Raw genomic sequence first — 26,041 nt, 5'->3', positions numbered from 1 at the left:
ATGACCGAACCCCTGGTCGATCTGACCGACAAAGTGATCCTGGTGACCGGTGCCGGCGGCGGCATGGGCCGCAGCCACGTCGAACTGCTCACCGGCCTCGGCGCCCGGGTGATCGCCACCGACGTCTTCGTCCCCGAGGGCCCGGCCGATTGGAACACCGAACTGAATGTCACCGACCGGGCCGCCTGGGACCGGGTGATGGACGGCATCCGGGAGCGCTACGGACGGCTCGACGTGCTGGTCAACAATGCCGCGATCTACAAGCTCGACGAGATCGACACGATGACCGAGGACGATCTGCGGCTGACTCTCGACATCAACCTGATCGGGCCGATCCTGGGCATTCAAAGCGCTCTGCCGCTGCTCGGCGACGGCGCCTCGGTGATCAACCTGTCGTCCCTGGCCGGGATCAAGGGCCACGCCGCTGCGATCGCCTACAGCACCTCCAAGTTCGGCATCCTCGGCGCCACCCGCTCACTGGCCCACCAGCTCGGGCCGCGCGGAATCCGGGTGAACGCGATCTGCCCCGGCGGCATCGACACCCCGATGATCAGCGAGGAGGCCCGCCAAGGTGGGGGCTGGGTGCTGAAGAACCCGATCCGGCGGGTCGGTCGGCCGAGCGAGATCTCGAACATGGTGGCCTTCCTGGCCAGCGATGCCAGCTCGTACTGCACCGGCCACGAATTCGTGGTCGACGGGGGACAGATCGCCTGACCGTCCACCCCTGATCCGGAAACCCGCTCGCTGACCGCGGCGGGTTCCGGCAATTCTGCGCTCACTGGTACCGAATCGCTGTGTGGGAAAAGGGTTTTCGTGCATCCGGACGAGCCCCTAGCATGACCCTTCCAAGCAAGTGCTTGGGAGCTTGGCAAGGGGGACCAATGAAACGCTTCATGAAACTGACGGCCGCTGCGGCCGCGGCGATGCTGCTCGCCGCCTGCGGCACCGGACAAACCGGTGGTGGCGGCGGTGGAGACGGTGACAACACCGACAAGCCCTATCGGATCGTGGTCAGCGGCGGCGTGAGTGCTCCCGGCGTGATGGCCGATCTGTCGGGCACCTCGATCAACGCCACCAAGGCTGCCGTCGAGGACGTGAACGACAACGGCGGTATCGCCGGGCGGAAGATCGAACTGGTCGTCGTCGATGACGCCGGAGATCCCACCACCGCGGTGACCAAGCTCCGTGAGGAGATCAACGGCAAGGGTGTGGACGCCTACCTGAACTCGGGCCCGTCCACCATCGCCAACGCGACGCTGCCGATCCTGACCCAGAACAAGATCCTGTCGTTCAACATCGGCCCCACCGCCGAATCGTCCGACCCCTCGGCTCACCCGATGAACTTCGACCTGTCCCCGGGCCCGGCCGAATACCTGGCCGGCTTCATGGTCGAACTGGAGAAGACCGGCTACAAGAAGGTCGGCATCATTCACGGCAGCACCGCCTACGGTCAGACCTTCGGCAAGATGGCCGCCGACATGCTGCCCAAGGAGGGCTACGAGGTCGTCGGCAAGCAGGAGTACGACTCCGCCGCCCTGGACATGACCCCGCAACTGCAGTCCTTGCAGTCGTCCAAGCCCGAGGTACTGATCTTCGACGGCTATGGCGCCCCGGTGGGCTACGTGCTGCAGAGCAAGGAAAAGCTCGGCTGGGATGTGCCGATGCTGGCCAACAACTCGGTCGCCTCCACCTCGATCGTCAGCCAACCCCCGCCGGACGGCGTGCTGGGCACCAATCAGGTCAAGGGCCTGAAGATGCAGGTGGCCAAGAGCATCAAGCATGACCCGAACGCCGAGAACGTCAACCACGCCGTGGAACTGATGAAGAAGCAGGGCCCGATCAAGACCACCTTGGTGCAGGCCTACAACTGGGATGCCCCGCACCTGATCGCCGCCGCCGCGGACAAGGTCGGCAATGCCGACAACGCCGAGGAGCTCGCCAAGGCGCTGGAGGATCCCGAGGTTCAGGAGAAGGCCGAGTCGGCGATGATCTCCCGGTACAACTTCACGGCCGAGAGCCACGGCCCGAACGTGTCGGGCGAGGAGTTCATCTTCGTCGAACCGTCCGAGGTCAAGGACGGTCAGTTCCAGTAACCATCGGTCGTGGTTCCCGGCGCGGTTGTGGCCGGGAACCACGGGCCCGTCCGGTTCGGGGAATCAGGAGAAGCGCGTGACCCTCGTGTGGGGAGCCCTGTCACTGGGAGCCGTCTATGCCCTGGTGGCAATCGGCTACAACATCGTCTATATCGCCAGTAAGTCGTTCAACTTCGCGCACGCGCAGTTGATGATGATCGGCACCTTCATCGCCTACACCGGACTGATGGTGTGGGGATGGAACCCGCTGATCGTGGCCGTGCTGGCCGCGGTGCTGGTGGCCGCAGTGGCCCTGGTCGAGGAGCGGCTCGCGGTGCGCCCGGTCGACGACCACCACATGCTGCTGGTGACCACCCTGGGTGCGGCCACCCTGCTCAACGGGGCCACCCAACTGGTGTGGGGTGCCCAGGCGCTGCGGGTGCCGTTCTTCGCCGGGGGAGAGGTGTTGACCGTACTCGGTGGCCGGGTGGCGCCGGTGGAGATCGCGCTGATTCTGGTGGCCATTCTCTTCGTGGTGGCCTTCGCCCTGGTCACCAAGCGCACCAAACTGGGTCTGGCCCTGCTCGGTATGGCCGAGGACAACGAAGCCGCCCGGCTGCGCGGCGTACACGTGCGCCGGTTGGCGATGGCCGCCTTCGTCTTCTCCGGAATGGTGGCCGGCCTGACCGGCATGGTCGTCGGCCCGAAGACCTTCGCGGTCGCCACCCTCGGTTCGGCGCTGGCCCTGAAGGGCTTCGTGGTGCTGGCCATCGGTGGCTTCGGATCGATGCCCGGGGTGCTCGTCGGGGGCGCCCTGGTCGGGCTGGTGGAGTCCTTCGCCGCCCGCTACCTGGGCAGCGAGTTCGCCACCCTGTCGGTCTTCGTGATGCTGATCGCGATCCTGATGATCAGGCCCACCGGCCTGTTCGTCCGATCCGTGGAACGGACGGTGTGACGTGATTGCCGTCTGGAAATTGATTCGCCGCGTCCCCAGCTTCGTCTGGCCGCTGCTGGCGGCCCTGCTGCTGGTCGCGGTGCCCTACATCGGGCTCGACTACTCCACCACCCGACAACTTCAGCTCGCGCTGATCCTGTCCCTGGTGGTCGGTGGGCTGAACCTCAGCCACGGATATGCCGGCGAGCTCGCGCTGGGTCAGGCCGCGATGTACGCCGCGGGGGCCTACACCGCCGGATTGGCGTCGAAGGCCGGGGTCACCGACCTGTTCCTGCAACTGCTGATCGGTGGCGCCGCGGCGATGCTGGTCGGGTTGATGACCGGTATCCCGGGTCTGCGCCTGGGCGGCTGGTCGCTGGCGATGACGTCGTTCTTCCTGGTGTTGGTGTTGCCCGATGTGATCGCGATCTTCAACGAGGAGACCGGTGGACGCGAAGGGCTGAGCGGAATCGCCCCGCCCACCCTGGCCGGGGTTCTGCTGGACAACACCGGCTTCTACCTGATGATCGTGCTCGTGGTGGTGTTGTGGTTCGCCTTCATGCGCAACATCGTCACCTCGCGGCGAGGGGTGGCGCTGCGGGTGCTGCGGCAGAGCCCGGTTCTGGCCAGCTCGTTGGGGATCTCGGTCTTCGGCACCAAGCTGTCGGCCTATGCACTGGGGGCGATCCCGGCCGGCCTGGCCGGGGTGTTGTTCGCCAACCTCGACCTGTACATCTCACCGGAGGCCTTCGGCTTCCTGCTGGCCACCACCGTGCTGGCCGCGTCGATGCTGGGTGGTTCGACCAGCATCTACGGTGCCGTGGTGGGTGCGGCCATTCTGCAGTCGATCGCCTCCCGATCCACCGAGTTCCAATCCTTCGCCCTGGTCTTCACCGGTGCGCTGCTGATCCTCGGTGGGGTGCTGCTGCGTGGCGGTATCGCCCGGCTGGCCCGGACGATGGTGCGCCGCCTCGACCGGGCCGCAGGCCTGGGCGTGACCCCCGTGCAGACCGGCGGCGGACTGCCGGACACCCCGGGCCGGGAACTGGTCGTCGACAACGTCTCGAAGGCCTTCGGCGGCAACCGGGCCCTGCAATCGGTCTCGTTCACCGCACCCCCGGGCAAGGTCACCGCGCTGATCGGCCCGAACGGTTCGGGCAAAACCACCCTGCTGAACGTGGTCTGCGGCTTCTACCGCAATGACGACGGCACCATCACCCTGGACCAGCAGCGCATCGACCGGATGCGCTCCCACCAGGTGGCCCGCGCCGGAATCGCCCGCACCTTCCAGACCCCGAACATTCCCGAGGGCATCACCGTCACCGAGGCGGTCGCCGCGGGCCGGTTCATTCCGCACCGGGTCGGCCTGCTCGCCACCGCCCTGCGGCTGCCACAGTTCCTGAGGGCCCGCCGCGATGATCTGCGGATCACCCACGCGGTGCTCGACATGGTCGGGCTACTCGGCCTGCGCGATCAGGAAGCGGTGTCGCTGCCGCTGGGTCGCCGCCGCCTGCTGGAGGTGGCCCGGGCCCTGATCGCCGAACCGGGCGTCCTGCTGTTGGACGAATGTGCCTCGGGCCTGGACGAGCACGAGATCGAACGGCTCGCCGAACTGATCCGGCGGATCCGCGATGCCGGCGGCACCGTGCTGTTGGTGGAGCACAACTTCCGGCTGGTGCTCGACTTGGCCGACGACATCGTCGTGCTGGCCCAGGGCAAGGTTATCGCCCAGGGCCCGCCGGAACAGATCGAACACGACCCGGAGGTGGCCCGCCAATACCTGGGCCTCGACCCGGCCGAACAGGGGGCAGCCGAATGAGCGAACGCAGCCCGATTCTGGAGGTCAAGAACCTCGCCACCGGCTACGGCGACCTGAAAGCGGTGTGGGACGTCTCCTTCGAGGTCTGGCCCGGTGAACTCACCGTGCTGCTCGGCCGCAACGGAGCCGGCAAGACCACCACGATGCGCGCGATCGCCGGACTGAACCCGGTACAGGGCGGTTCGGTGCACTACCTCGGACGCGATATCTCCCGGGTCGGCGCGCACTCCCGGGTACGCAACGGGGTGGCCTACGCCCAGGAGGGCAAACGGGTCTTCCACAAGCTCACCGTCGAGGACAATCTGGTGCTCGGCGGCTACACCCGCAAGGAAAGCCGCTCGGCACTGCGCCGCGATGCGCAGCGGATGTACGAGCTCTTCCCGATCCTGGGCGACAAGCGCAATATGGTCGCCGGCTCGATGTCGGGTGGGCAGCAGCAGATGCTCGCGATCGCCCAGGCCCTGATGAGCAACCCCAAGCTGTTGTTGTTGGACGAACCCTCCGGCGGCCTGGCCCCGGTGATCGTCAACGAGGTGATGGAACAGGTCGGCCGGCTCACCGAGACCGGCATCGGCGTGCTGCTGGTGGAACAGGCCGTCGAGGCGTCGGTGCGGGTGGCCGACCACATCACCGTGCTCGACATGGGACGGGTGGTGATGGCCACCCGGGCCGAGGACCTGACCGACCTGTCGGTGCTGCAGGACGCCTACTTCGGCAAGACCCCGGAAGGCTTCTCCACCCATGAATGACGGACCCCTGTATGACACTGAACTGCGCCGGCTGCTGGCCGAACGTGAGATCTCGCGGGTGCTGGCCCGCTACGTCCGGGGTGTCGATCGGGTCGACCTGCCGCTGGTGGCGAGCTGCTACCACGTCGATGCCACCGACCTGCACGGCACCTTCGAGGGCAATGTCGAGGAGTTCATCACCTGGCTGGGCAAGCTGCTTCGGCGCTACACCATGACCATGCACCACCTCGGCCATTCCCTGGTCGACTGGGGTGATGCCGAGGACGAGGCCCGGGTGGAGACCTACGGCGTCTCGGTGCATCGCAGCCCGGGCGACGACCCGTCCGGCAGTTTGCTGATCGGGTTCCGCTATCTCGACCTGTTCCGCCGCAAACCGGTCGACGGGGTGCCGCAATGGCGGATTCAGCGTCGGGTGTGCACCACAGAGTGGATCAGAACCGACGACGCGGACGGGCGATTCCCGATCGGGGAGCGTTTCCTGCAGGGCTCCCGGGACGGCACCGACCTGGTGCAACAGCCCTGGGAAGCCCTGTTCGACGAACACGCCCGCTGAGGGGCTGATTCTCCGAAGCTCACCAGTCCTGGAAGGGAATGATCGTCTTCACCGGGGTGGACAACAACACCTCACCGGCATCGCCACAGTCGGCATTGCGGGCCAACTGCTCCTCCGCCGCGGCGATCCGTTCGGTGGTCGCCAGCGGATCGCCGTCCAAGTAGAGCAACCGCACCCGCATCGAACTGGCGGCGTCCTCGTCGGGGGTGTTGAAGTTCATCGTCGAGTGTTTCTGGAAGTGGCTGAAGCTGAAGGTGTAGCCGCCGGCCACCCCGTCCACCTCCATCAAACCCGGCATCAGCACCCGGTCGGTCCAGGTGTAATGGGTGTGGGTGTCCAGGCTGTGATGCTTCTGGTGCCGGGTGAGCAAGAAATGAATGCCCTGGTTCGGTCGGTACTTCAGCACCTCCGGGCTGACCAGCGAGGATGCGGCCGCATATCCCTTGACGATGCGGAAGAAGGCCAGCATGCGGCGCTCCACGCCCGGAATCAGGGGGCCGCGGCCCCACTGGAAAGAGGTCTCACCGAGGTCGTTCCACTGCCGGTACGACTCGTCGAAGGGTTCGTGGTACCAGTACATCGTCACGTAGTCGGTGTCGCCGAGGGTGTCGTTGCCCGTTCCGGCCGCCTTGAACTCCGCCGGACGACCCCACCGGTCGCCGTACTCCACGCCTGGCAGGTTCAGGTTCTCCGGACGGTGGTCGAGCTGATGCCACTTGTTGTACTCCCGGTGTTCCTCCGGCCCGGCGTCGGGCAGTGTCGCCAGCGAGAAGAAAACGAACCCCATTGCGAACCCTCCTTGGTCGGTATGTCCGGAACCTAGCAGCGGCACCGGGGTGCGTGGCCGATTCGTCAACTCACCGGACACGGACCCGGACGGCGGGGTGTCCGGGGCGGATTATCGGTTCGCACCGGGCCCGGGCGACTCCCTAGACTGTCGCCTTGGTGCCGCTTCGAAGGCGTGCGCCGGAGGAGAGGGAAATGTCGGGACCGAACAAGTCCTATGACCCGGTCGAGGTCGCCACGCTGCAACCGGAGCATCTGGCCGAGCTGGTTGCTCAGGCCAAGCAGGCCTTCGCCGAGGCCACCAGTACCGCCGAACTGAAGGCGGCCCGGATCGCCCACACCGGTGATCGTTCGCCGCTGGCGCTGGCCAACCGCGAGATCGGTGCACTGCCCCCGCAGGCCCGCAAGGACGCCGGCAAGCGGATCGGCGCCGCCCGCGGTGAGGTCAACCAGGCCCTGGCGGCCCGCACCGAGGAGATCTCGGTCGCCGAGTTGCAGGCCCGGCTGGTCGCCGAACAGGTGGACGTCACCATGCCGGTCGAACTGCAACCCCAGGGCGCCCCGCACCCGATCACCGCGCTGATGGACATGGTCTCGGAGATCTTCGTCGCGATGGGCTGGGAGGTCGCCGAGGGCCCCGAGGCCGAGGCCGAGTGGTTGAACTTCGACGCCCTCAACATGCACCCCGATCACCCGGCGCGCACCCTGCAGGACACCCTCTTCCTGGACCCCAGCGACAACGCGATGCTGCTGCGCACCCACACCTCTCCGGTGCAGGCCCGCACGATGCTGACGCAGGAGCCACCGATCTACGTGGTCTGCCCCGGCAAGGTGTACCGGGCCGATGAGTTCGACGCCACGCATGTGCCGGTCTTCCACCAGGTCGAGGGCCTGTGCATCGACAAGGGCATCTCGATGGCCGATCTGCGCGGCACCCTGGACCACTTCGCCAAGGCGATGTTCGGCGATGTGCGCACCCGGATGCGTCCGAACTACTTCCCCTTCACCGAGCCGTCGGCCGAGGTCGACCTCGAATGCTTCGTGTGCAAGGGCGCATCGGTCGGCAACCCGGACGCCCCCTGCCGCACCTGCGGTTCGGAGGGCTGGATCGAATGGGGCGGCTGCGGGGTGGTCAACCCCCGGGTGCTGATCGCCTGCGGTATCGACCCCGAGGAGTACTCGGGATTCGCTTTCGGGATGGGCATCGAACGAACCCTGATGTTCCGTAACAACGCCGCTGATATGCGCGACATGGTCGAGGGCGACGTGCGGTTCAGCCGCTCGCTGCTGGGAGGTGCACGATGAGGGCTCCGGTGAGCTGGCTGCGCGAACTGGTCGCGCTGGACGAGACGGTCACCCCCTTCGAGATCGGTCAATCGCTGATCCGGGCCGGCCTGGAGGTCGAGCAGGTCGAATCGGCCGGCGCCGATGTCACCGGCCCGGTGGTGCTGGGCCGGGTGATCGACTACGTCGACGAGCCGCAGAAGAACGGCAAGGTGATTCGCTGGTGCCACGTCGATGTCGGCGAGCACAACGATCCCGAAACCGGCAACCGTGGCGTGGTGTGCGGTGCGCACAATTTCAACACCGGCGACACCGTGGTGGTCGCCCTGCCCGGCGCCGTGCTGCCGGGTGACTTCGCGATCTCTGCGCGCAAGACCTACGGACATATCTCCGACGGGATGATCTGCTCGGCCTCCGAACTGGGTCTGGGCGACGACCATTCCGGCATCATGGTGCTGGCCGAAGCCGGCTCCGAGGTGCTCGACGATGCCGGTGATCCGGTACCGCTGGGAACCGACGCGGCCGGGGTGCTGCACCTGCGCGACGAGGTGCTCGACATCGCGGTTACCCCCGACCTCGGCTACTGCTTCTCGATTCGCGGCCTGGCCCGGGAAACCGCCCAGGCCTATCGCGCCGGGTTCACCGACCCGGTCGACCGCGATGTGCCGACCGCCACCGACGCCGGCTTCCCGGTGCGCTCCGAGAGCGAGGGCTGCTCGCTCTTCGTCGCCCTCACCGTGGACGGGGTCGACCCGAACCGGCCCAGCCCGCGCTGGATGCAGCGCCGCCTGCAACTGGCCGGGATGCGGCCGATCTCGCTGGCGGTCGACATCACCAACTACGTGATGTTGGAGACCGGTCAGCCGTTGCACGCCTACGATGCCGACCGGTTGGCCGGGGGCATCGTGGTGCGCAATGCCCGGGCGGGGGAGACCCTGGTGACCCTGGACGACCAGACCCGCACCCTGGCCGAACACGACCTGGTGATCACCGATGACTCGGGCCCGATCGGTCTGGCCGGGGTGATGGGTGGCGAGTCGACCGAACTGCGCGAGGACACCACCCGGATCGTGATCGAGGCCGCGCACTTCGATCCGCTGACCATCGCCCGCACCTCGCGTCGGCTGAAGCTGTCCTCGGAGGCCTCCCGGCGCTTCGAACGCGGGGTCGATCCGAACGCGACCTACGCCGCGGCCCACCGGGTCGCGCAGCTCTTGGTCGAACTGGCCGGTGGCACCCTGTCGGCGGACGAAACGGTCTTCGGCGCGGTACCGCCGATGCCCACCCAGACCATCGACGGCCAACTCCCGGCCGCGGTGCTGGGTACCGAGGTGGCCACCGACACGGTCGCCGAGATCCTCACCGACTCCGGGGTCCGCGTCGACCGGGACGGTGACCGACTCACCCTGACACCCCCGACCTGGCGTTTCGACCTGGTCGATCCCTACGACTATGTCGAGGAGATCGGCTGCAAGATCGGCCTGGACACGATCGAGCCGACGCTGCCCACCCCGCCGGCCGGGCGGGGCTTCACCCCGGGCCAGCGGGCCCGCCGCGCGATCAATCAGGCGCTGCCGGTGGCCGGTTTCGTCGAGGTGCTCACCTTCCCCTTCGGCTCCGATGACGAACTCGACAAGCTGGGGGTGGCCGCCGACGACCCGCGCCGGGCGCTGGTGCCGATCGCCAACCCGCTGTCGGACGTTCAGCCCGCCCTGCGCACCACCTTGTTGCCGGGACTCTTCGCCGCGGTGAACCGCAATACCTCCCGCAGCCTGGACGATGTCGCGATCTACGAGTCCGGCTCGGTCTTCCTGGCCCGCGGACGGGCCGCGGCCCCGCGTCCCTCGGTCGCAGCCCGGCCGTCCGACGAGGAGGTCGACGCCCTGAACACCGCCCTGCCCGAACAACCCCGGCACCTGGCCGCGGTGCTGGCCGGGCAATGGCGCCGCGACGGCTGGACCGGCGAGGGAGAACCGGTGACCTGGGCCCATGCGGTGGCCTTCGCCGAAACCGCTGCCGCCGCGATCGGGGTCACCCTGGGCCGCCGGGCGACCCAGTACGCCCCCTGGCATCCGGGCCGGTGTGCCGAATTGCTCGTCGGTGAAACCTCGATCGGACATGCCGGCGAAGTGCACCCGACCGTCTGCGAGGCGTTCGGTCTGCCCGAACGTACCTGTGCGGTCGAGCTGAACCTGGATCTGTTGATCGACCACGTCCCCGAGCCCGGTTCGATCCCGGAACTGTCCTCCTTCCCCCAGGCCAAGGAGGATGTTGCCCTGGTCGTCGACCGCGACATCCCGGTCGCCGCGGTTCAGGAGTCGTTGCGCGCCGGTGCCGGTGAGCTGCTCGAGGCGATCCGGTTGTTCGATGTCTACGAGGGCGAACAGGTGCCGCCCGGGCAGCGCTCGCTGGCCTTCGCGCTGCGGTTCCGCGCCTTCGGGCGCACCCTCACCGATGCCGAGGCCAGCACCGCCCGGGACGCCGCGGTGGCCCGGGCCGGCGCCGATCACGGAGCCGTCCTGCGGAGCTGAACGTTGGGCTTTGCAGCCGACTGCCATCCCGGCTGACTAGACATCTATAGCCAAGTACCGCACCCCCGGTGGAACACGCCGGGGGTGCTGCCGGTTACCACGCCCCGTCGTAGTAATGTTTTCTGCATCGGAACCAACGACCCATGGTCGATTCAACGGCGAGGTGACTGAATGGGAAGCACGCTGACCCTGGAACGCATAGACATTACCGACGAGGTGATGGATTGGAAGCAGGCGATCGCGCGCTGTGCCGAGCCACTGCTGGCGGATGGCTCGATCGAGGACCGATATGTCGAGGCCGTCTATACGACCGCTGAGAAAATGGGTCCCTTCTTCGACTTCGGCAAGGGTGTCGCCGTCCCGCACGCACGTCCCGAAGAGGGAACCAATGCGGTCGCGCTGTCGCTGTTGCGCACCCGAACCCCGGTGTTGTTGCTGGACCGTGAGGACCACCCGATCGAGGTGTGGATCCTCTTGGCGGCCACCGACGCCGAATCCCACGTCGATGTGCTGCGTTCACTCGCCACGGTTCTCACCGACGACGAGAAAGTGGCGGCACTGAAGAACGCCGAAACCCCCGAAGAGATCCTGGCCGTCTTCGACGACTGATCATCCACCAGCGCCGCTGCGTGGTTTCACGACTGGCAGATTCACCGAAAGGAATCGCTGATGAAATTCATGGCTGTTTGTGGCTCCGGACTCGGATCCAGCTTCATGGTCGAGATGAACATCCAAAAGGTGCTCGACGAACTGGGGGTCTCCGGGGTCGAAGTGGAACACTCCGACGTCGCCAGCGCACATTCGGGCGCCGCGGACGTGTTCTTCCTGGCCAAGGACGTCGCCGACGGGTTGAACCTGGACGCGAAGGTCGTGGTGCTGGACTCGATCATCGACATGGACGAGTTGCGCACCAAGGTCACCGAAGTGGTCGACGAACTCGGCCTCAAGTGAGCCCGCGCCCACTCCCTTATTCATCGACTTGATCCCACCCGCCCCCGCTTCCTCACCTTCCTCTAGCAGTTGGGAATGACATGAATGGCGTCATCGATGTACTCGTGAGCATCGCGAGTACGCCTGCGTTCCTGGTGGCCCTGATCGCCCTGATCGGCCTCCTGGCGCAGCGCAAAACCGCATCCGACACCGTCAAGGGTGTCGTCAAAACCTTCGTCGGCTTCCTCGTGTTGGGTGCTGGTGCCGACTTCCTCGTGGGTGCGCTGAACCCCTTCGGCAGCATGTTCGAGGCCGCCTTCAACGTGAAGGGTGTGGTGCCCAACAACGAGGCGATCATCTCGCAAGCACTCGTCGAGTACGGCACCACCACCGCCCTGATCATGTTCTTCGGCATGATCGTGAACATCCTGATCGCGGCCTTCACCCGGTTCAAGCACATCTTCCTGACCGGTCACCACACGCTCTACATGGCGGCCATGTTGGCCGTGGTGTTCACCGTGGCCGGCCTGCGCGGCCCGCTGCTGATCGGCCTGGCCGCTCTGGCGCTGGGTGCGGTGATGAGCCTCTCGCCGTGGCTGTTGCAGCGGTACATGAACCGCTTGACCGGCCAGCAGAACAAGGTCGGCCTGGGTCACTTCGCCGGTGTCAGCTACTTCCTCGGCGGCCTGCTGGGTGACCTGCTCAAGCCCAAGAGTGGCAAGGTGAAGAGCACCGAGGATGTGAACTTCCCCAAGGGGCTGGCCTTCCTGCGCGACAGCACCGTCGCCATCGCGCTGACCATGATGATCGTCTACGTCGTGGTGGCCCTGGCCGCCGGGCCGACGGTGATCACCGAGCAGCAGACCGCCGACGGTGGTGCCGCGACGAACTACGTCGTGTACGCGCTGACCCTGGGCGGCAAGTTCGCCGCCGGTGTGTTCATCATCCTGGCCGGCGTCCGGTTGATCCTGAACGAGATCGTCCCGGCCTTCAAGGGCATCTCGGAGAAGATCGTGCCGAACGCCATTCCCGCCCTGGACTGCCCGATCGTGTTCCCCTACGCCCCCAACGCGGTGCTGATCGGCTTCCTGGTCAGCTTCGCCGCCGGTGTGGTGTCGATGTTCATCATGGGCGCCGCCGGAATGACCGTGGTCATCCCGGGCGTGGTGCCGCACTTCTTCCTGGGTGCGACCACCGGTGTGATGGGCAACGCGACCGGCGGTATCCGCGGTGCGATCGCCGGTGCGGCACTCAACGGTGTGATCATCAGCTTCCTGCCGCTGTTCCTGCTGCCGGTGCTGGGTGATCTGGGCTTCGCAGCCACCACCTTCTCCGACACCGACTTCATCCTCACCGGCATGTTCTTCGGCAACCTGGCCAAGATCGGCACCATCGGCGTTGTCATCGGTCTGGTTGTTGTCTACGCACTGATGATCGGCTGGACGATCTTCGCCAAGGTGCGTAAGCCCAAGGATGCCGAAACGGTGTCCGCGTCCTGAAAGGAAAGCTATTGACCACCGATCTCAAGCTCCTCGCGGACGAGATCCGCTATTGGACGCTTCGAGAGCTCCTCAACCTCGGCTACGGACACTTCGGCGGAAGCCTGTCGATCGTGGAAGCCCTGGCGGTGCTCTACGGAGATGCCATGACATACGATCCGGCAAACCCGGACTCGGAGGACAGGGATTGGTTCATCCTGTCGAAGGGGCACGCAGGGCCGGCGTGGTACGCCACGCTCGCCCTGCGGGGCTTCTTCGACACCGATCGGCTGATGACGCTGAATGCGAACGGCACCGACCTGCCCTCGCACCCGGACCGGTTGAAGGTTCCGGGCGTCGAGATGACCACCGGCTCGATGGGCCAGGGCATCTCGGCGGCCAGCGGCGTCGCCTATCGATTGCTGACGACGGGTAAACCCAACCGGGTTTACTGCATCGTCGGCGATGGTGAACTGAATGAAGGACAGCCCTGGGAGGCTGCCCAGTTCATCGCCCACCAGAATCTGCACAATCTGACCGTGCTGGTGGACGACAACAAACGTCAGCTCGACGGCTTCACCGAGGACATCTCGCGAACCTTCGACTTCGTCGAGAAGTTCAACGCCTTCGGCTTCCACGCCGTTCGTGTCGACGGTCAGAGCGTCGACGAGATCAAGGCGGCGATCGACCAGGCCAAGGGCCGCACCGACCGTCCGACCTGCATCGTGCTGGACACCACGAAGGGTGCCGGTGTTCCGTGCGTGGCCGAAACCAAGGACAACCACCACATGCGCCTCGACGACGAGGCAACGGCGGCGATCCGGGCCACGATGGAAGAACTCGGCGCACGAGTGGGGGTGCAGGCATGAACTACAGCGGAATGGAAATGCGCAAGGCCTACGCGGCCGTGCTCGAAGAACTCGGCACTGCCGACAAGGACGTCTACGTCCTCGAGGCCGACCTGTCGAGCTCGATGTCGACCGCGGGGTTGAAGGACAAACTCGGCCCCAACTACATCAACGTGGGCATCATGGAAGCTCACATGATGGGGGTCGCGGCCGGTCTCGGCCTGGCCGGGGGATACGCCTTCGTGCACTCCTTCGGACAGTTCGTCACCCGGCGGGCCTTCGATCAGTTGTTCGTGTCGCTGGCCTATTCCAAGGTGCCGGCCTGCATCGTCGGATCGGACGCCGGGGTCACCGCCGAACACAACGGCGGCACCCACATGACCTTCGAGGACATGGGACTGGTGCGGGTGATCCCCGACGTCCAGCTCTACGACGTCTGTGATCCGGTGCAGTTCGCCGCGATCCTGAAGAAGGCCCGCGAGTCCGGCAAGCTCACCTACATCCGCACCATCCGCAAGGCGCCGAAGACCACCATCTATCCCGATGGGGAAACCTTCGGTGACGAGGGTGGCCGGGTGTTGCGCGAGGGCACCGACGTGACCCTGGTGGCCTGCGGTATCGAGGTGGGTGAAGCCCTCGCGGCCGCCGACCTGTTGGCCGAAGAGGGCATCAGTGCCGAGGTGATCGACATGTTCCGGATCAAGCCGCTCGACTCGGAGCTGTTGCTGCGGTCGGCCGGCAAGACCGGACGGGTGGTCACCGCCGAGAACCACAGCGTGATCAACGGTCTCGGATCGGCGGTCGCCGAAACGCTCGCCGAACACCTGCCCACGCCGATGGAACGGATCGGGGTGATCGAGCACTTCGGCCAGGTCGGTCTGACCGATTACCTGATGGAGTTCTACCAACTGACGGCCTCCGATATTGCGGTGGCCGCCCGCAAGGTGCTGAAGCGCTGAATCACCGAAGGAGGAGTCGCACACCCGGTCTCGGGGGTGCGACTCCTTCCTATTTCGCTCCGGTTGCATCTGCGGGCGGACGAGAGGGTGCGCGGGCGGCCGAGGAGTCGGGGAATCGTCGCGATAGGTTGAGGTCTCCGGTGAAAAGCTCTCGAATACCTATGCGGAGTGTGCAATAGTTATGCCCATGGAGAAGATGCGGGTCGCCGTTGCCGGATGTACGGGGTACGTCGGTGGTGAAGTGTTGCGCCTGCTGTTGGTGCATCCCGGGGTCGAAATCGGGGCACTGACCGCCGGGGCCAGCGCCGGAGGACGACTGGGGGAGCACCAGCCACACCTGGTGCCGCTGGCCGACCGAACGATCCTGGACACCACCGTGGACAACCTGGCCGGCCATGACGTGGTCTTCCTCGGGCTGCCGCACGGCACCTCCGGTCCGATCGCCACCGAACTGCAGGCCGCCGACCCGAACGTGGTCGTGATCGACTGCGGTGCCGACTTCCGGCTGGAGAGCGCCGAGATGTGGCGGCAGTTCTACGGCACCGACCACGCCGGTACCTGGCCCTACGGGCTGCCCGAGTTGCCCGGCCAGCGCGACACCCTCAGCACCGCCAAGCAGATCGCGGTTCCGGGCTGTTACCCGACCACCGGCACCCTGGCGCTGCTGCCGGCGCTGACCGCCGGACTGGTCACCGGCACCGATGTGGTGATCGTCGCCGCCAGCGGCACCTCCGGGGCCGGCAAAGCGGCCAAGACCAACCTGCTCGGCAGCGAGGTGATGGGCTCGGTCAGCGCCTACGGCGTCGGCGGGGTACACCGGCACACCCCCGAACTGCTGCAGAACTACGCCCGCCTCGGAGCCACCAACCCGACGGTTTCGTTCACCCCGGTGCTCGCCCCGATGTCGCGCGGCATTCTGGCCACCTGCACCGCACCACTGGCCGACCCGGCCACCACCGCCGAGCAGGCCCGCGCCGCCTATGCCGAGGCCTACGGCGACGAACCCTTCGTCCACCTGCTGCCCGAAGCGCAATGGCCGGCCACCGCCTCGGTGCTGGGCTCCAACGCCGTGCACGTGCAAGTCACCGTCGATGCCGCCGCCGGACGGCTGGTGGCCGTGGCAGCCCTGGACAACCTGACCAAGGGCACCGCCGGGGGAGCGATCCAGTCGATGAACCTGGCCTGCGGGCTGCCCGAAACCACCGGCCTGCACACGATCGGAGTGGCCCCATGAGCACCGGAGTGACCGCCGCGAGCGGCTTCGAAGCAGTCGGTATCGCGGCCGGCATCAAGGCCTCCGGCGCCCCCGACCTGGCCCTGGTGCGCAATCTCGGCCCCCAGCAGACCGCCGCAGTGGTGCTGACCAGCAACCGGATCCAGGCCGCCCCCGTGCAGTGGACCCGGCAGGCGCTGGCCGACGGGGTGTGCACCGCGGTGGTGCTGAACTCCGGGGGCGCCAATGCCTGCACCGGTGCCGAGGGCTTCGCCGACACCCACCACACCGCCGAGAAGGTCGCCGAGGTGCTCGACACCAGCCCCGGTGACGTCGCGGTCTGCTCCACCGGGCTGATCGGCATCCGGCTGCCGATGGAGCCCCTGCTGGCCGGTATCGAGACCGCCGCGACCCGGTTGTCGGCCACCGGCGGCGCCGATGCCGCGGCCGCGATCATGACCACCGACACCGTGGCCAAACAGGCCGTGGTCACCCGCGACGGCTGGACCGTCGGCGGCATGGCCAAGGGCGCCGGCATGCTCGCCCCCGGGCTGGCCACGATGCTCGTGGTGCTCACCACCGATGCGGACCTGAGTGCCGAACAGCTCGACACCGCCCTGCGCGCCGCCACCCGGGTCAGCTTCGACCGGGTGGATTCCGACGGGTGCATGTCGACCAACGACACCGTGTTGTTGTTGGCCAGCGGCGCCAGTGGTATCAGCCCCGACCCGTCCGACTTCACCGCGGCCCTCACCGAACTGTGCCTTGATCTGGGCATGCAACTGCTGGCCGATGCCGAGGGTGCCGCCCACGACATCGCCGTCGAGGTCACCGGCGCCGCCACCGAGGACGAGGCCGTCGACGTGGCCCGGACGATCACCCGGTCGAACCTGTTCAAGACCGCCGTGTTCGGCAACGACCCGAACTGGGGCCGGGTGCTGTCGGCGATCGGCACCACCGACGCCGCCTTCGAACCCGACCGGGTCGACGTCAGCTTCAACGGCGTGATGGTCTGCCGGGGCGGCGGTATCGGGGAACCGCGCGAACTCGTCGACCTGAAACCCCGGCAGGTACACGTCCTGGTCGACCTGCACGCCGGGGACGCGAGCGCCACGGTGTGGACCAACGACCTCACCTACGACTATGTGAAAGAGAACGCCGAGTACTCCTCATGACCGAACCGACCCTCACCGAGGCCGACAAGGCCCACATCCTGATCGAGGCGCTGCCCTGGCTGAACCGCTATGCCGGCAGCACGATCATCGTGAAATACGGCGGCAATGCGATGGTCGACGACACCCTGAAACAGGCCTTCGCCGAGGACATCGTCTTTCTGCGCCGCTGCGGATTGCGCCCGGTCGTGGTGCACGGCGGCGGCCCGCAGATCTCGTCCATGCTCGACCGGCTCGGCATCCATTCGGAGTTCAAGGGCGGCCTGCGGGTCACCACCCCCGAGGCAATGGACGTCGTCCGGATGGTGCTGGTCGGCCAGGTGGGTCGCGAACTGGTCAACCTGATCAACGCCCACGGCCCCCTGGCGGTCGGCCTGTCGGGTGAGGACGGGCAACTGTTCCGGGCCCAGCGCCGCGGCACCACCGTCGACGGTGAGGACGTCGACCTCGGCCTGGTCGGCGAGGTCGCCGAAGTGCGCCCCGAGGGGGTGCGCGACCTGATCGACGCCGGCCGGATTCCGGTGGTGGCGACCGTCGCCCCCGACGACCACGGCCAAGTGCACAACGTCAACGCCGACACCGCCGCGGCCGCGCTGGCCGTAGCCCTGGAGGCCGACAAACTGGTGGTGCTCACCGACGTCGAGGGGCTCTACCGCGACTGGCCGGCATCCACCGAGGTGATTCACGAGATCACCGCCTCCGAACTGCGCGAGCTGATCCCGCTGCTGGCCTCGGGCATGGTGCCGAAGATGGAGGCCTGCCTGGCCGCGGTCGACGGCGGCCTGTCGCGGGCCTCGGTGATCGACGGCCGGGTCAAACACAGCCTGCTGCTGGAGATTTTCACCAACGCCGGAATCGGCACCCAGGTGGTGGCCGACGAAACGGAGCATGACGATGTCTGACCCCAAGCTCAGCGAGCTGATCGGCCCCGGAACGGCCGACGAGTTCACCGACCGGTACGAAGAGGCGATGATGAAGACCTTCGCCCGCCCGCCGCGGATCCTGGCCCGCGGCCAAGGAGCCCGGGTCTGGGACGTCGACGGCAACGAGTACCTCGACCTGCTGGCCGGGATCGCGGTGAACTCCCTGGGCCATGCCCATCCCTTCGTCACCGCGGCGATCAGCGAACAACTCGCCACCCTCGGACACATCTCCAACCTGTTCGCCTCCCCGGCCCAGATCGCCCTGGGGGAGAAACTGGACGCCCTGGTCACCGCGAACGACCCCGAACGTGGTGCGCGGGTGTTCTTCACCAATTCCGGTACCGAGGCCAACGAGGCCGCCTTCAAGGTGACCCGGCGCACCGGTCGCACCCGGATCGTGGCGATGGAGGGCTCCTTCCACGGCCGCACGATGGGCGCCCTGGCGGTCACCGCCAACCCGTCCTACCGTCAGCCCTTCGAACCGCTGCCCGGTGAGGTCACCTTCGTCCCCTACGGCGATCTGGACGCGCTGCGGGCCGCGGTGGACGAAACCGTCGCCGCGGTGGTGATCGAACCGATTCAGGGTGAGAACGGTGTGGTCACCCTGCCCGAGGGCTATCTGGTCCAGGCCCGGGAACTGACCACCGCGCATGGGGCTCTGCTGTGGCTGGACGAGATCCAGACCGGCATCGGCCGCTGCGGCCACTGGCTGGCCAGCGAACCCACCGGCGTTACCGCCGATCTGGTCACCGTGGCCAAGGGTCTGGGCGCCGGTTTCCCGATCGGAGCCTGTGTGGCCACCGGGGCCACCGCCGAACTCCTCACCGCCGGCCACCACGGCACGACCTTCGGGGGCAACCCGGCGGCCGCGATCGCCGGGCTGTCGGTGCTGTCGGTGATCGAACGTGAGGGCCTGCTGGAACGCACCCGCGAACTCGGCGACAACCTGGCCGCGGCGATCACCGCACTGGAACACCCATTGATCGACCACGTCCGCGGCGCCGGCCTGCTGCGCGGCGTGGTGCTCACCGAACAGATCGGCCCCAAAGTGGTCACCGCCGCCCTCGAGGCCGGCTACATCCTCAACGCCCCGCGTCCCGGGGTGCTGCGACTGGCCCCACCGCTGATCATCGAACAGGCCGACCTCGACCGGTTCGTCCACGACCTGCCCACCATCCTCGAAAGCGCCCGCGCATGACCATTCGCCACTTCCTCGCCGACGACGACCTCACCCCCGAGGAACAAGCCCGCGTACTGGCCCTGGCAGCCGAACTCAAGACGGCACCGACCGCACGCCAACCGCTGGACGGGCGCACGGTCGCGGTGCTGTTCGACAAGGCCTCCACCCGCACCCGGATCAGCTTCGAGGTCGGAGTCACCGAACTCGGCGGCCACCCGATGATCATCGATGCGAGTACCTCCCAGATGGGGCGCGGCGAACCGATCGCCGACACCGCCCGGATTCTGGACCGGCACGTCGCCGCGGTGGTCTGGCGCACCGGTGCCCACGACCGGATCACCGAGCTGGCCGAGCATTCGGCCGTCCCGGTGGTCAACGCGCTCACCGACGACTACCACCCCTGCCAGATTCTGGCCGACCTGCAAACGATCATCGAGCACAAGGGCAACCCGTCCGGGCTGACCATCGCCTACCTGGGCGACGGGGCCAACAACATGGCCAACTCTTACCTGCTCGGCTGCGCGACCGCCGGTATGCATGTGCGGATCGGCGCCCCGGCGGGCTACCAGCCGGCCGCCGAGGTGGTGGCGCGGGCCGAACGGATCGCCGCCGAGACCGGGGGATCGGTGCTTGTCACCGACGACCCCGTGGCCGCGGTGGACGGGGCCGATGTGGTGACCACCGACACCTGGGTCTCGATGGGGCAGGACGACGAGAGCGCTGCCCGCGAGGCGGTCTTCCCGCCCTACCGGGTGACTGCCGAACTGATGGGCTCGGCCGCCGCCGACGCGATCGTGATGCACTGCCTGCCGGCCTACCGCGGCAAGGAGATCGACTCCGAGGTGCTGGACGGCCCGCAGTCGGTGATCTGGGACGAGGCGGAGAACCGCCGGCACGCCCAGAAGGCTCTGCTGTGCTTCGTCCTGGGTGCGGTCTGAACCGATCATGAGCGACCCCGCCCGCCGTGATCGGCCCGACGTCCGCGTCGAGGCCGGCCGCGCGGTGCCCTCGTCCAAGAACGCCCGGCAGCGCCGGATCGCGGAGTTGATCGGTGAGGCACAGGTGGCTTCGCAGACCCAACTCGCCGACCTGCTCGAGGCCGAGGGCCTCGCGGTCACCCAGGGCACCCTGTCGCGTGATTTGCACGAGATCGGCGCGGTGCGGGTGCGCACCCCTCAGGGAGTGGTCTACCGGTTGACCGACGACGAGGACGGTTGGCGGGCCGAAGCCGGGCTGTTCGAGAGCAAGCTCGAACGGTTGTCGGCCGAGGTGTTGTTGTCGGCGGAGGCCTCGGCGAACCTGGTGGTGCTGCGTACGCCGCCCGGGGCGGCCCAGTACTACGCCTCGGCGATCGACCGGGTGGCCTGGCCCGAGGTGCTGGGCACCATCGCCGGTGACGACACCATCATGGTGATCTCCCGTGACCCCGAAGGCGGCCGGGAGTTGGCCGACCGTTTCCTCGACCCCAAATCCGACTCGTCCCGAAAGGCCGATCAATGACCAGCAACGAGCCCGAGAACATCCTTCCGGATGACAGTGGGCAGGACGCCAACGCACAGGACGAGGGCGCGGCCGGCCGACTGTGGGGCGGCCGGTTCGCCGGGGGGCCGGACGAGGCGATGTTCGCGCTGAGCCAATCCACCCAGTTCGACTGGCGGCTGGCGCCCTACGACCTGCTGGGCTCGCTGGCCCACGCCACCGCCCTGCATGCCGCCGAGCTGCTGACCGACGACGAGTACTCCCAGTTGATCACCGGGCTGAGCGACATGCTGGCCGATCTGTGGCTCCCCGACCGCGAGGGGGCCCGTCCGATCGCCCCGGCCGACACCGATGAGGATGTGCACGGCGCCCTGGAGCGGATTCTGATCGAACGCGTCGGTGCCGAACTCGGCGGCCGGCTGCGGGCCGGACGCTCCCGCAACGACCAGATCGCGACCCTGGTGCGGATGTACTTGCGCGCCGAACTGCGCAATGTGGCCCATGACCTGACCGATGTGATCGAAGCACTCGGGCAGCAGGCCGGCAAACATCTCGGTGCGGCGATGCCGGGACGCACCCACCTGCAGCACGCCCAGCCACTGCTGCTGTCCCATCACCTGCTGGCCCATGCCTGGCCGCTGCTGCGCGATATCGACCGGATCCGCGACCTGGACCGCCGGCTGGCGATCAGCCCTTACGGTTCGGCCGCCCTGGCCGGCACCTCACTGGGCCTCGACCCGCACCTGGTGGCCGAACACCTCGGTTTCGACTCCTCGGTCGCCAACTCGATCGACGGCACCGCCGCCCGCGACCTGGTGGCCGAAGCCGCCTTCGTACTGGCCCAGATCGGGGTGGACCTCTCGCGGATCAGCGAAGAGGTGATCTTGTGGTGCACCCACGAATTCGGTTTCGCCACCCTGGCCGACGCCTGGTCGACCGGATCGTCGATCATGCCGCAGAAGAAGAACCCCGATGTCGCCGAACTGGCCCGGGGCAAGGCCGGCCGCTTCATCGGCAACCTGTCCGGCCTGCTCGCCACCCTGAAGGGTCTGCCGCTGGCCTACAACCGCGACCTGCAGGAGGACAAGGAGCCGGTCTTCGACTCCATCGACCAGCTCAAGGTGCTGGTACCGGCGATGGCCGGCATGCTCGGCACGCTGACCTTCCACGAGGAGCGGATGGCGGCCCTGGCCCCGATGGGCTTCTCGCTGGCCACCGACGTGGCCGACTGGCTGGTGCGCCAACGGGTGCCCTTCGCCCGCGCCCACCACATCGCCGGCGCCGCTGTGCGCTACTGCGAGGAGCGCGGCATCGACCTGCCCGAACTGACCGCCGACGACCTGCCCCGGATCGCCCCCGAACTCGGTGCCGGCGTACTCGAGGTGCTGAGTGTTTCTGGGTCGATCGATGCCCGGGACGGACGCGGCGGCACCGCCACCGTCCGGGTGCGTGATCAGTTCGACGAACTCGACGCGGCCCTGATCGCCGCCCGGGAATGGGCCGACACCCCGGTGGGGTGGCGAACCCCCTTCGAATGGACCGCCGAGAACCCCGAACAGAACTGAACCGGGCGGTCCACCCTGGATATCGACGCGCGCGAATCACGGTGCGGCGATAGGCTCGGGAACTGTGAACGCACTGCTCGAAGAACTCCAATGGCGTGGCCTGGTGGCCGACTCGACCGACCTGGATGCGCTCAGCGCCCATCTGGACGAGGGTCCGATCACGTCCTATGTGGGCTTCGACCCGACCGCGGCCAGCCTGCACATCGGACACCTGGTGCAGTTGATGGTGGTACGCCGGTTGCAGGCCGCCGGACACCATCCACTGCTGCTGGTCGGCGGATCGACCGGCCTGATCGGTGACCCGAAACAGACCGGCGAGCGGGTGATGAACCCCGCCGAGGTGGTGGCCGACTGGGTCGAGCGGCTCCGGGAACAGATGAGCGCCTATGTCGATCTGGACGGGCCGAATCCGGTGCGCTTCGTGAACAACTACGACTGGACCGCCAACCTGTCCACCCTCGAGTTCCTGCGCGATGTCGGCAAGCATTTCTCGTTGAACCGGATGCTGGCCCGCGATGTGGTGGCCCGCCGGCTGGAGAGCGGGATCTCCTACACCGAGTTCAGCTACGTGCTGCTGCAATCCCTGGATTACCGCGAATTGTACCGACGCCACGGGGTCACCCTGCAGACCGGGGCCCAGGACCAGTGGGGCAACATCACCGCCGGCATCGATTTCGTCCGCCGCACCGAGGGTGCCACCGTGCACGGGCTGGTCACACCACTGTTGACCAAGGCCGACGGCACGAAGTTCGGCAAGACCGAGAGCGGGACGGTGTGGATCGACGGCGAGCTGACCTCGCCCTACGCCTTCCACCAGTTCTTCCTCAACTCCGAGGACGCCAAGGTGATCGACTACCTGAAGGTGTTCAGCTCCCGCGACCGCGACGAGATCGACCACCTGGCCCACCTCACCGAAACCGAACCGTTCCGCCGGGCGGCGCAGCGGGCCCTGGCCGACGACATCACCGACCTGGTGCACGGGGTTTCCGAACGCGAGGCCGCGGTGGCCGCTGCGGCCGCCCTGTTCGGACGCGGTGAGCTGAGCGAACTGCCGGCCCACACCCTCAGCTTGGTGGCCACGGAAGTGGGGGCCGGCACCCTGGCCCGCGATGCCGAGATGCCGACGGTGCTCGATGCCCTGGTGGCCTCCGGTGTGGTCGAGTCGAAGGGTGCGGCCCGTCGGGCGGTCAACGAGGGTGGCGCCTACCTGAACAACCAGAAGGTGACCGACCCCGAGATGCGCCTGACCGAGCAGGATCTGTTGGCCGACCGTTTCGTCGTCGTTCGCCGCGGAAAGCGCACCGTCGGGATGGTCGATCTGGGCGCTTGAGGGCCGTCGTGGCGGGGCCCGTCGAGGGCCCCACAGGCCCGGAACGACGCGGATTTGACTTCCTGGAATCACCTGCGTAATGTTCTCTGAGCCTTGACGGTGCAAGCGCGACCAGGCCGAGGAGCGAAAGCCCCTCCAAGCCCCGCCCAACTGCCCGAAAGGTCACCCTTCGAGACAAGCTCGGTACGGTGTGCGTTCAAGACGGAACCCACCTAGGCCGTGACTCGTCATGGAGAGTGGTAAGACCCCGAAACGGTCGATTTGACTCCGGTCAAACGGCCCGGGTAAAGTAAGTCGAGTTGCCCCAAGCGGCGGTGAGAGCCAAAGCGAGGTGCGCACCCGAAACTTGAGAACTCAACAGTGTGCTTAAAAGTCAATGCCAAGCAATGCACAAAAAATCCCGTGCTCAGGCATTGTGAAGGTCGATTCTTCGACCAGATCAATACTTGAGTCGGATTCCTTTGATGAATGACACCCAAACAATAAATGGGTATGTCAGGAATCGAACTAGTTGACGGTAACCGGGCTCAGCCCGACACCGATATTTTTCAACGGAGAGTTTGATCCTGGCTCAGGACGAACGCTGGCGGCGTGCTTAACACATGCAAGTCGAACGGTAAGGCCCTTCGGGGTACACGAGTGGCGAACGGGTGAGTAACACGTGAGCAACCTACCCTTGACTCCGGGATAACAGCTAGAAATAGCCGCTAATACCGGATATCACCCCTCCAGGCATCTGGTGGGGTTGAAAGCTCCGGCGGTCAGGGATGGGCTCGCGGCCTATCAGCTTGTTGGTGAGGTAACGGCTCACCAAGGCTTCGACGGGTAGCCGGCCTGAGAGGGCGACCGGCCACACTGGGACTGAGATACGGCCCAGACTCCTACGGGAGGCAGCAGTGGGGAATATTGCACAATGGGCGCAAGCCTGATGCAGCAACGCCGCGTGCGGGATGACGGCCTTCGGGTTGTAAACCGCTTTCAGCAGGGACGAAGCGCAAGTGACGGTACCTGCAGAAGAAGGACCGGCCAACTACGTGCCAGCAGCCGCGGTGATACGTAGGGTCCGAGCGTTGTCCGGAATTATTGGGCGTAAAGAGCTTGTAGGCGGCCTATCACGTCGGAAGTGAAAACTCAGGGCTTAACCCTGAGCCTGCTTCCGATACGGGTAGGCTAGAGGAAGGTAGGGGAGAATGGAATTCCTGGTGGAGCGGTGGAATGCGCAGATATCAGGAGGAACACCAGTGGCGAAGGCGGTTCTCTGGACCTTTCCTGACGCTGAGAAGCGAAAGCGTGGGGAGCAAACAGGCTTAGATACCCTGGTAGTCCACGCCGTAAACGGTGGGCACTAGGTGTGGGGGACATTCCACGTTCTCCGTGCCGTAGCTAACGCATTAAGTGCCCCGCCTGGGGAGTACGGCCGCAAGGCTAAAACTCAAAGGAATTGACGGGGGCCCGCACAAGCGGCGGAGCATGCGGATTAATTCGATGCAACGCGAAGAACCTTACCTGGGTTTGACATATACCGGAAACACCTAGAGATAGGTGCCCCGCAAGGTCGGTATACAGGTGGTGCATGGCTGTCGTCAGCTCGTGTCGTGAGATGTTGGGTTAAGTCCCGCAACGAGCGCAACCCTCGTCCTATGTTGCCAGCGGATAATGCCGGGGACTCGTAGGAGACTGCCGGGGTCAACTCGGAGGAAGGTGGGGACGACGTCAAGTCATCATGCCCCTTATGTCCAGGGCTTCACGCATGCTACAATGGCTGGTACAAAGGGCTGCGAAATCGCAAGATGGAGCGAATCCCAAAAAGCCAGTCTCAGTTCGGATTGGGGTCTGCAACTCGACCCCATGAAGTCGGAGTCGCTAGTAATCGCAGATCAGCAACGCTGCGGTGAATACGTTCCCGGGCCTTGTACACACCGCCCGTCAAGTCATGAAAGTCGGCAACACCCGAAGCCGGTGGCCCAACCTTTTGGAGGGAGCCGTCGAAGGTGGGGCTGGTAATTAGGACTAAGTCGTAACAAGGTAGCCGTACCGGAAGGTGCGGCTGGATCACCTCCTTTCTAAGGAGCCATATGGCAGGCATGACCTGTCCATGCGATCTGATCTCAGTCGTACGTACTGAGCAGATCAGGCACCGGAATGTGGAACATTGACCATTAAGCCCCGATGAAGACATTCGTCAGTACAACCTCTGGTTCGCCAGGGGAGTGGAACCTCGAATGCCGGCACCGGG

At 66.5% G+C, this 26,041-nt stretch carries 22 protein-coding genes and 1 rRNA gene; 22 read left to right on the top strand and 1 reads right to left on the bottom strand.

Going from position 1 to position 26,041, the window contains the following annotated elements; genetic code table 11:
- The 6 genes from ACR4XW_RS11410 to ACR4XW_RS11385 all read left to right on the top strand — a co-directional run bounded on the left by ACR4XW_RS11410 (position 1) and on the right by ACR4XW_RS11385 (position 6,127).
- Positions 1-714, top strand: a complete 714-nt coding sequence (locus tag ACR4XW_RS11410; protein WP_434760678.1) for an SDR family NAD(P)-dependent oxidoreductase — start codon at positions 1-3, stop codon at positions 712-714.
- Positions 715-881: 167 nt separating this feature from the next.
- The gene (locus ACR4XW_RS11405) at positions 882-2,093 is read left to right on the top strand and encodes an ABC transporter substrate-binding protein (RefSeq protein ID WP_434760677.1); all 1,212 of its coding nucleotides are present in this window, start codon (positions 882-884) and stop codon (positions 2,091-2,093) included.
- Between the two features lie 76 nt (positions 2,094-2,169).
- The gene (locus ACR4XW_RS11400; protein ID WP_434760676.1) at positions 2,170-3,027 is read left to right on the top strand and encodes a branched-chain amino acid ABC transporter permease; all 858 of its coding nucleotides are present in this window, start codon (positions 2,170-2,172) and stop codon (positions 3,025-3,027) included.
- Position 3,028: 1 nt separating this feature from the next.
- On the top strand, positions 3,029-4,825 hold the full coding sequence (locus tag ACR4XW_RS11395) for a branched-chain amino acid ABC transporter ATP-binding protein/permease (RefSeq protein ID WP_434760675.1): 1,797 nt from the start codon (positions 3,029-3,031) through the stop codon (positions 4,823-4,825).
- The gene (locus tag ACR4XW_RS11390) at positions 4,822-5,574 is read left to right on the top strand and encodes an ABC transporter ATP-binding protein (RefSeq protein ID WP_434760674.1); all 753 of its coding nucleotides are present in this window, start codon (positions 4,822-4,824) and stop codon (positions 5,572-5,574) included. Before ACR4XW_RS11395 ends, ACR4XW_RS11390 begins: the two co-directional genes overlap by 4 nt.
- Complete coding sequence (locus tag ACR4XW_RS11385; protein WP_434760673.1) at positions 5,567-6,127, top strand: nuclear transport factor 2 family protein; 561 nt, start codon at positions 5,567-5,569, stop codon at positions 6,125-6,127. The genes ACR4XW_RS11390 and ACR4XW_RS11385 overlap by 8 nt, the downstream gene beginning before the upstream one ends.
- 19 nt (positions 6,128-6,146) lie before the next feature.
- Here ACR4XW_RS11385 and ACR4XW_RS11380 read toward each other — a convergent pair whose 3' ends face one another.
- Positions 6,147-6,914: a hypothetical protein gene (locus ACR4XW_RS11380; RefSeq protein ID WP_434760672.1), complete on the bottom strand. Its 768-nt coding sequence runs from the start codon at positions 6,912-6,914 to the stop codon at positions 6,147-6,149.
- A gap of 194 nt (positions 6,915-7,108) precedes the next feature.
- Between ACR4XW_RS11380 and pheS the strand changes: the two genes are divergently transcribed.
- The 16 genes from pheS to ACR4XW_RS11300 all read left to right on the top strand — a co-directional run bounded on the left by pheS (position 7,109) and on the right by ACR4XW_RS11300 (position 25,868).
- A complete protein-coding gene (pheS, locus tag ACR4XW_RS11375) occupies positions 7,109-8,218 on the top strand; it encodes a phenylalanine--tRNA ligase subunit alpha (protein ID WP_434760671.1) in 1,110 nt (369 codons plus the stop codon).
- Positions 8,215-10,728: a phenylalanine--tRNA ligase subunit beta gene (gene pheT, locus ACR4XW_RS11370; protein WP_434760670.1), complete on the top strand. Its 2,514-nt coding sequence runs from the start codon at positions 8,215-8,217 to the stop codon at positions 10,726-10,728. The genes pheS and pheT overlap by 4 nt, the downstream gene beginning before the upstream one ends.
- A gap of 171 nt (positions 10,729-10,899) precedes the next feature.
- Positions 10,900-11,337, top strand: coding sequence for a PTS sugar transporter subunit IIA (locus ACR4XW_RS11365; protein ID WP_434760669.1), 438 nt, complete (start codon positions 10,900-10,902; stop codon positions 11,335-11,337).
- 60 nt (positions 11,338-11,397) lie between these two features.
- Entirely contained in the window at positions 11,398-11,679 is a 282-nt protein-coding gene (locus tag ACR4XW_RS11360; RefSeq protein ID WP_434760668.1) for a PTS sugar transporter subunit IIB, read from the top strand.
- An 80-nt stretch (positions 11,680-11,759) separates the two neighbouring features.
- Positions 11,760-13,157: a PTS ascorbate transporter subunit IIC gene (ulaA, locus tag ACR4XW_RS11355; protein WP_434760667.1), complete on the top strand. Its 1,398-nt coding sequence runs from the start codon at positions 11,760-11,762 to the stop codon at positions 13,155-13,157.
- A gap of 11 nt (positions 13,158-13,168) precedes the next feature.
- On the top strand, positions 13,169-14,005 hold the full coding sequence (locus tag ACR4XW_RS11350) for a transketolase (protein ID WP_434760666.1): 837 nt from the start codon (positions 13,169-13,171) through the stop codon (positions 14,003-14,005).
- Positions 14,002-14,943 carry a transketolase family protein gene (locus ACR4XW_RS11345; RefSeq protein ID WP_434760665.1) on the top strand — a complete coding sequence of 314 codons (942 nt, stop codon included), beginning with the start codon at positions 14,002-14,004 and terminating at the stop codon, positions 14,941-14,943. The genes ACR4XW_RS11350 and ACR4XW_RS11345 overlap by 4 nt, the downstream gene beginning before the upstream one ends.
- 181 nt (positions 14,944-15,124) lie before the next feature.
- Positions 15,125-16,177 carry an N-acetyl-gamma-glutamyl-phosphate reductase gene (argC, locus tag ACR4XW_RS11340; protein ID WP_434760664.1) on the top strand — a complete coding sequence of 351 codons (1,053 nt, stop codon included), beginning with the start codon at positions 15,125-15,127 and terminating at the stop codon, positions 16,175-16,177.
- Entirely contained in the window at positions 16,174-17,331 is a 1,158-nt protein-coding gene (gene argJ / locus ACR4XW_RS11335) for a bifunctional glutamate N-acetyltransferase/amino-acid acetyltransferase ArgJ (RefSeq protein ID WP_434760663.1), read from the top strand. Before argC ends, argJ begins: the two co-directional genes overlap by 4 nt.
- On the top strand, positions 17,328-18,230 hold the full coding sequence (argB, locus tag ACR4XW_RS11330; RefSeq protein ID WP_434760662.1) for an acetylglutamate kinase: 903 nt from the start codon (positions 17,328-17,330) through the stop codon (positions 18,228-18,230). The genes argJ and argB overlap by 4 nt, the downstream gene beginning before the upstream one ends.
- Entirely contained in the window at positions 18,223-19,449 is a 1,227-nt protein-coding gene (locus ACR4XW_RS11325) for an acetylornithine transaminase (protein ID WP_434760661.1), read from the top strand. The genes argB and ACR4XW_RS11325 overlap by 8 nt, the downstream gene beginning before the upstream one ends.
- Entirely contained in the window at positions 19,446-20,369 is a 924-nt protein-coding gene (gene argF / locus ACR4XW_RS11320; protein WP_434760660.1) for an ornithine carbamoyltransferase, read from the top strand. The genes ACR4XW_RS11325 and argF overlap by 4 nt, the downstream gene beginning before the upstream one ends.
- Positions 20,370-20,376: 7 nt before the next feature.
- Positions 20,377-20,931 (top strand): arginine repressor, encoded by a 555-nt coding sequence (locus ACR4XW_RS11315; protein WP_434760659.1) that lies wholly within the window; start codon positions 20,377-20,379, stop codon positions 20,929-20,931.
- Positions 20,928-22,475, top strand: a complete 1,548-nt coding sequence (gene argH / locus ACR4XW_RS11310; protein WP_434760658.1) for an argininosuccinate lyase — start codon at positions 20,928-20,930, stop codon at positions 22,473-22,475. Before ACR4XW_RS11315 ends, argH begins: the two co-directional genes overlap by 4 nt.
- 64 nt (positions 22,476-22,539) lie before the next feature.
- Positions 22,540-23,805 carry a tyrosine--tRNA ligase gene (gene tyrS / locus ACR4XW_RS11305; protein WP_434760657.1) on the top strand — a complete coding sequence of 422 codons (1,266 nt, stop codon included), beginning with the start codon at positions 22,540-22,542 and terminating at the stop codon, positions 23,803-23,805.
- 548 nt (positions 23,806-24,353) lie between these two features.
- Positions 24,354-25,868 (top strand): 16S ribosomal RNA (locus ACR4XW_RS11300).
- Positions 25,869-26,041: the final 173 nt, after the last annotated feature.

The organism is Pseudenemella bisphenolivorans, assembly GCF_051133435.1.
Classification (GTDB): Bacteria; Actinomycetota; Actinomycetes; order Propionibacteriales; family Propionibacteriaceae; genus JAAYAO01.
The sequence above is the reverse complement of the archived record's forward strand: the minus strand, read 5'-3'. Positions and strand labels throughout refer to the sequence as shown.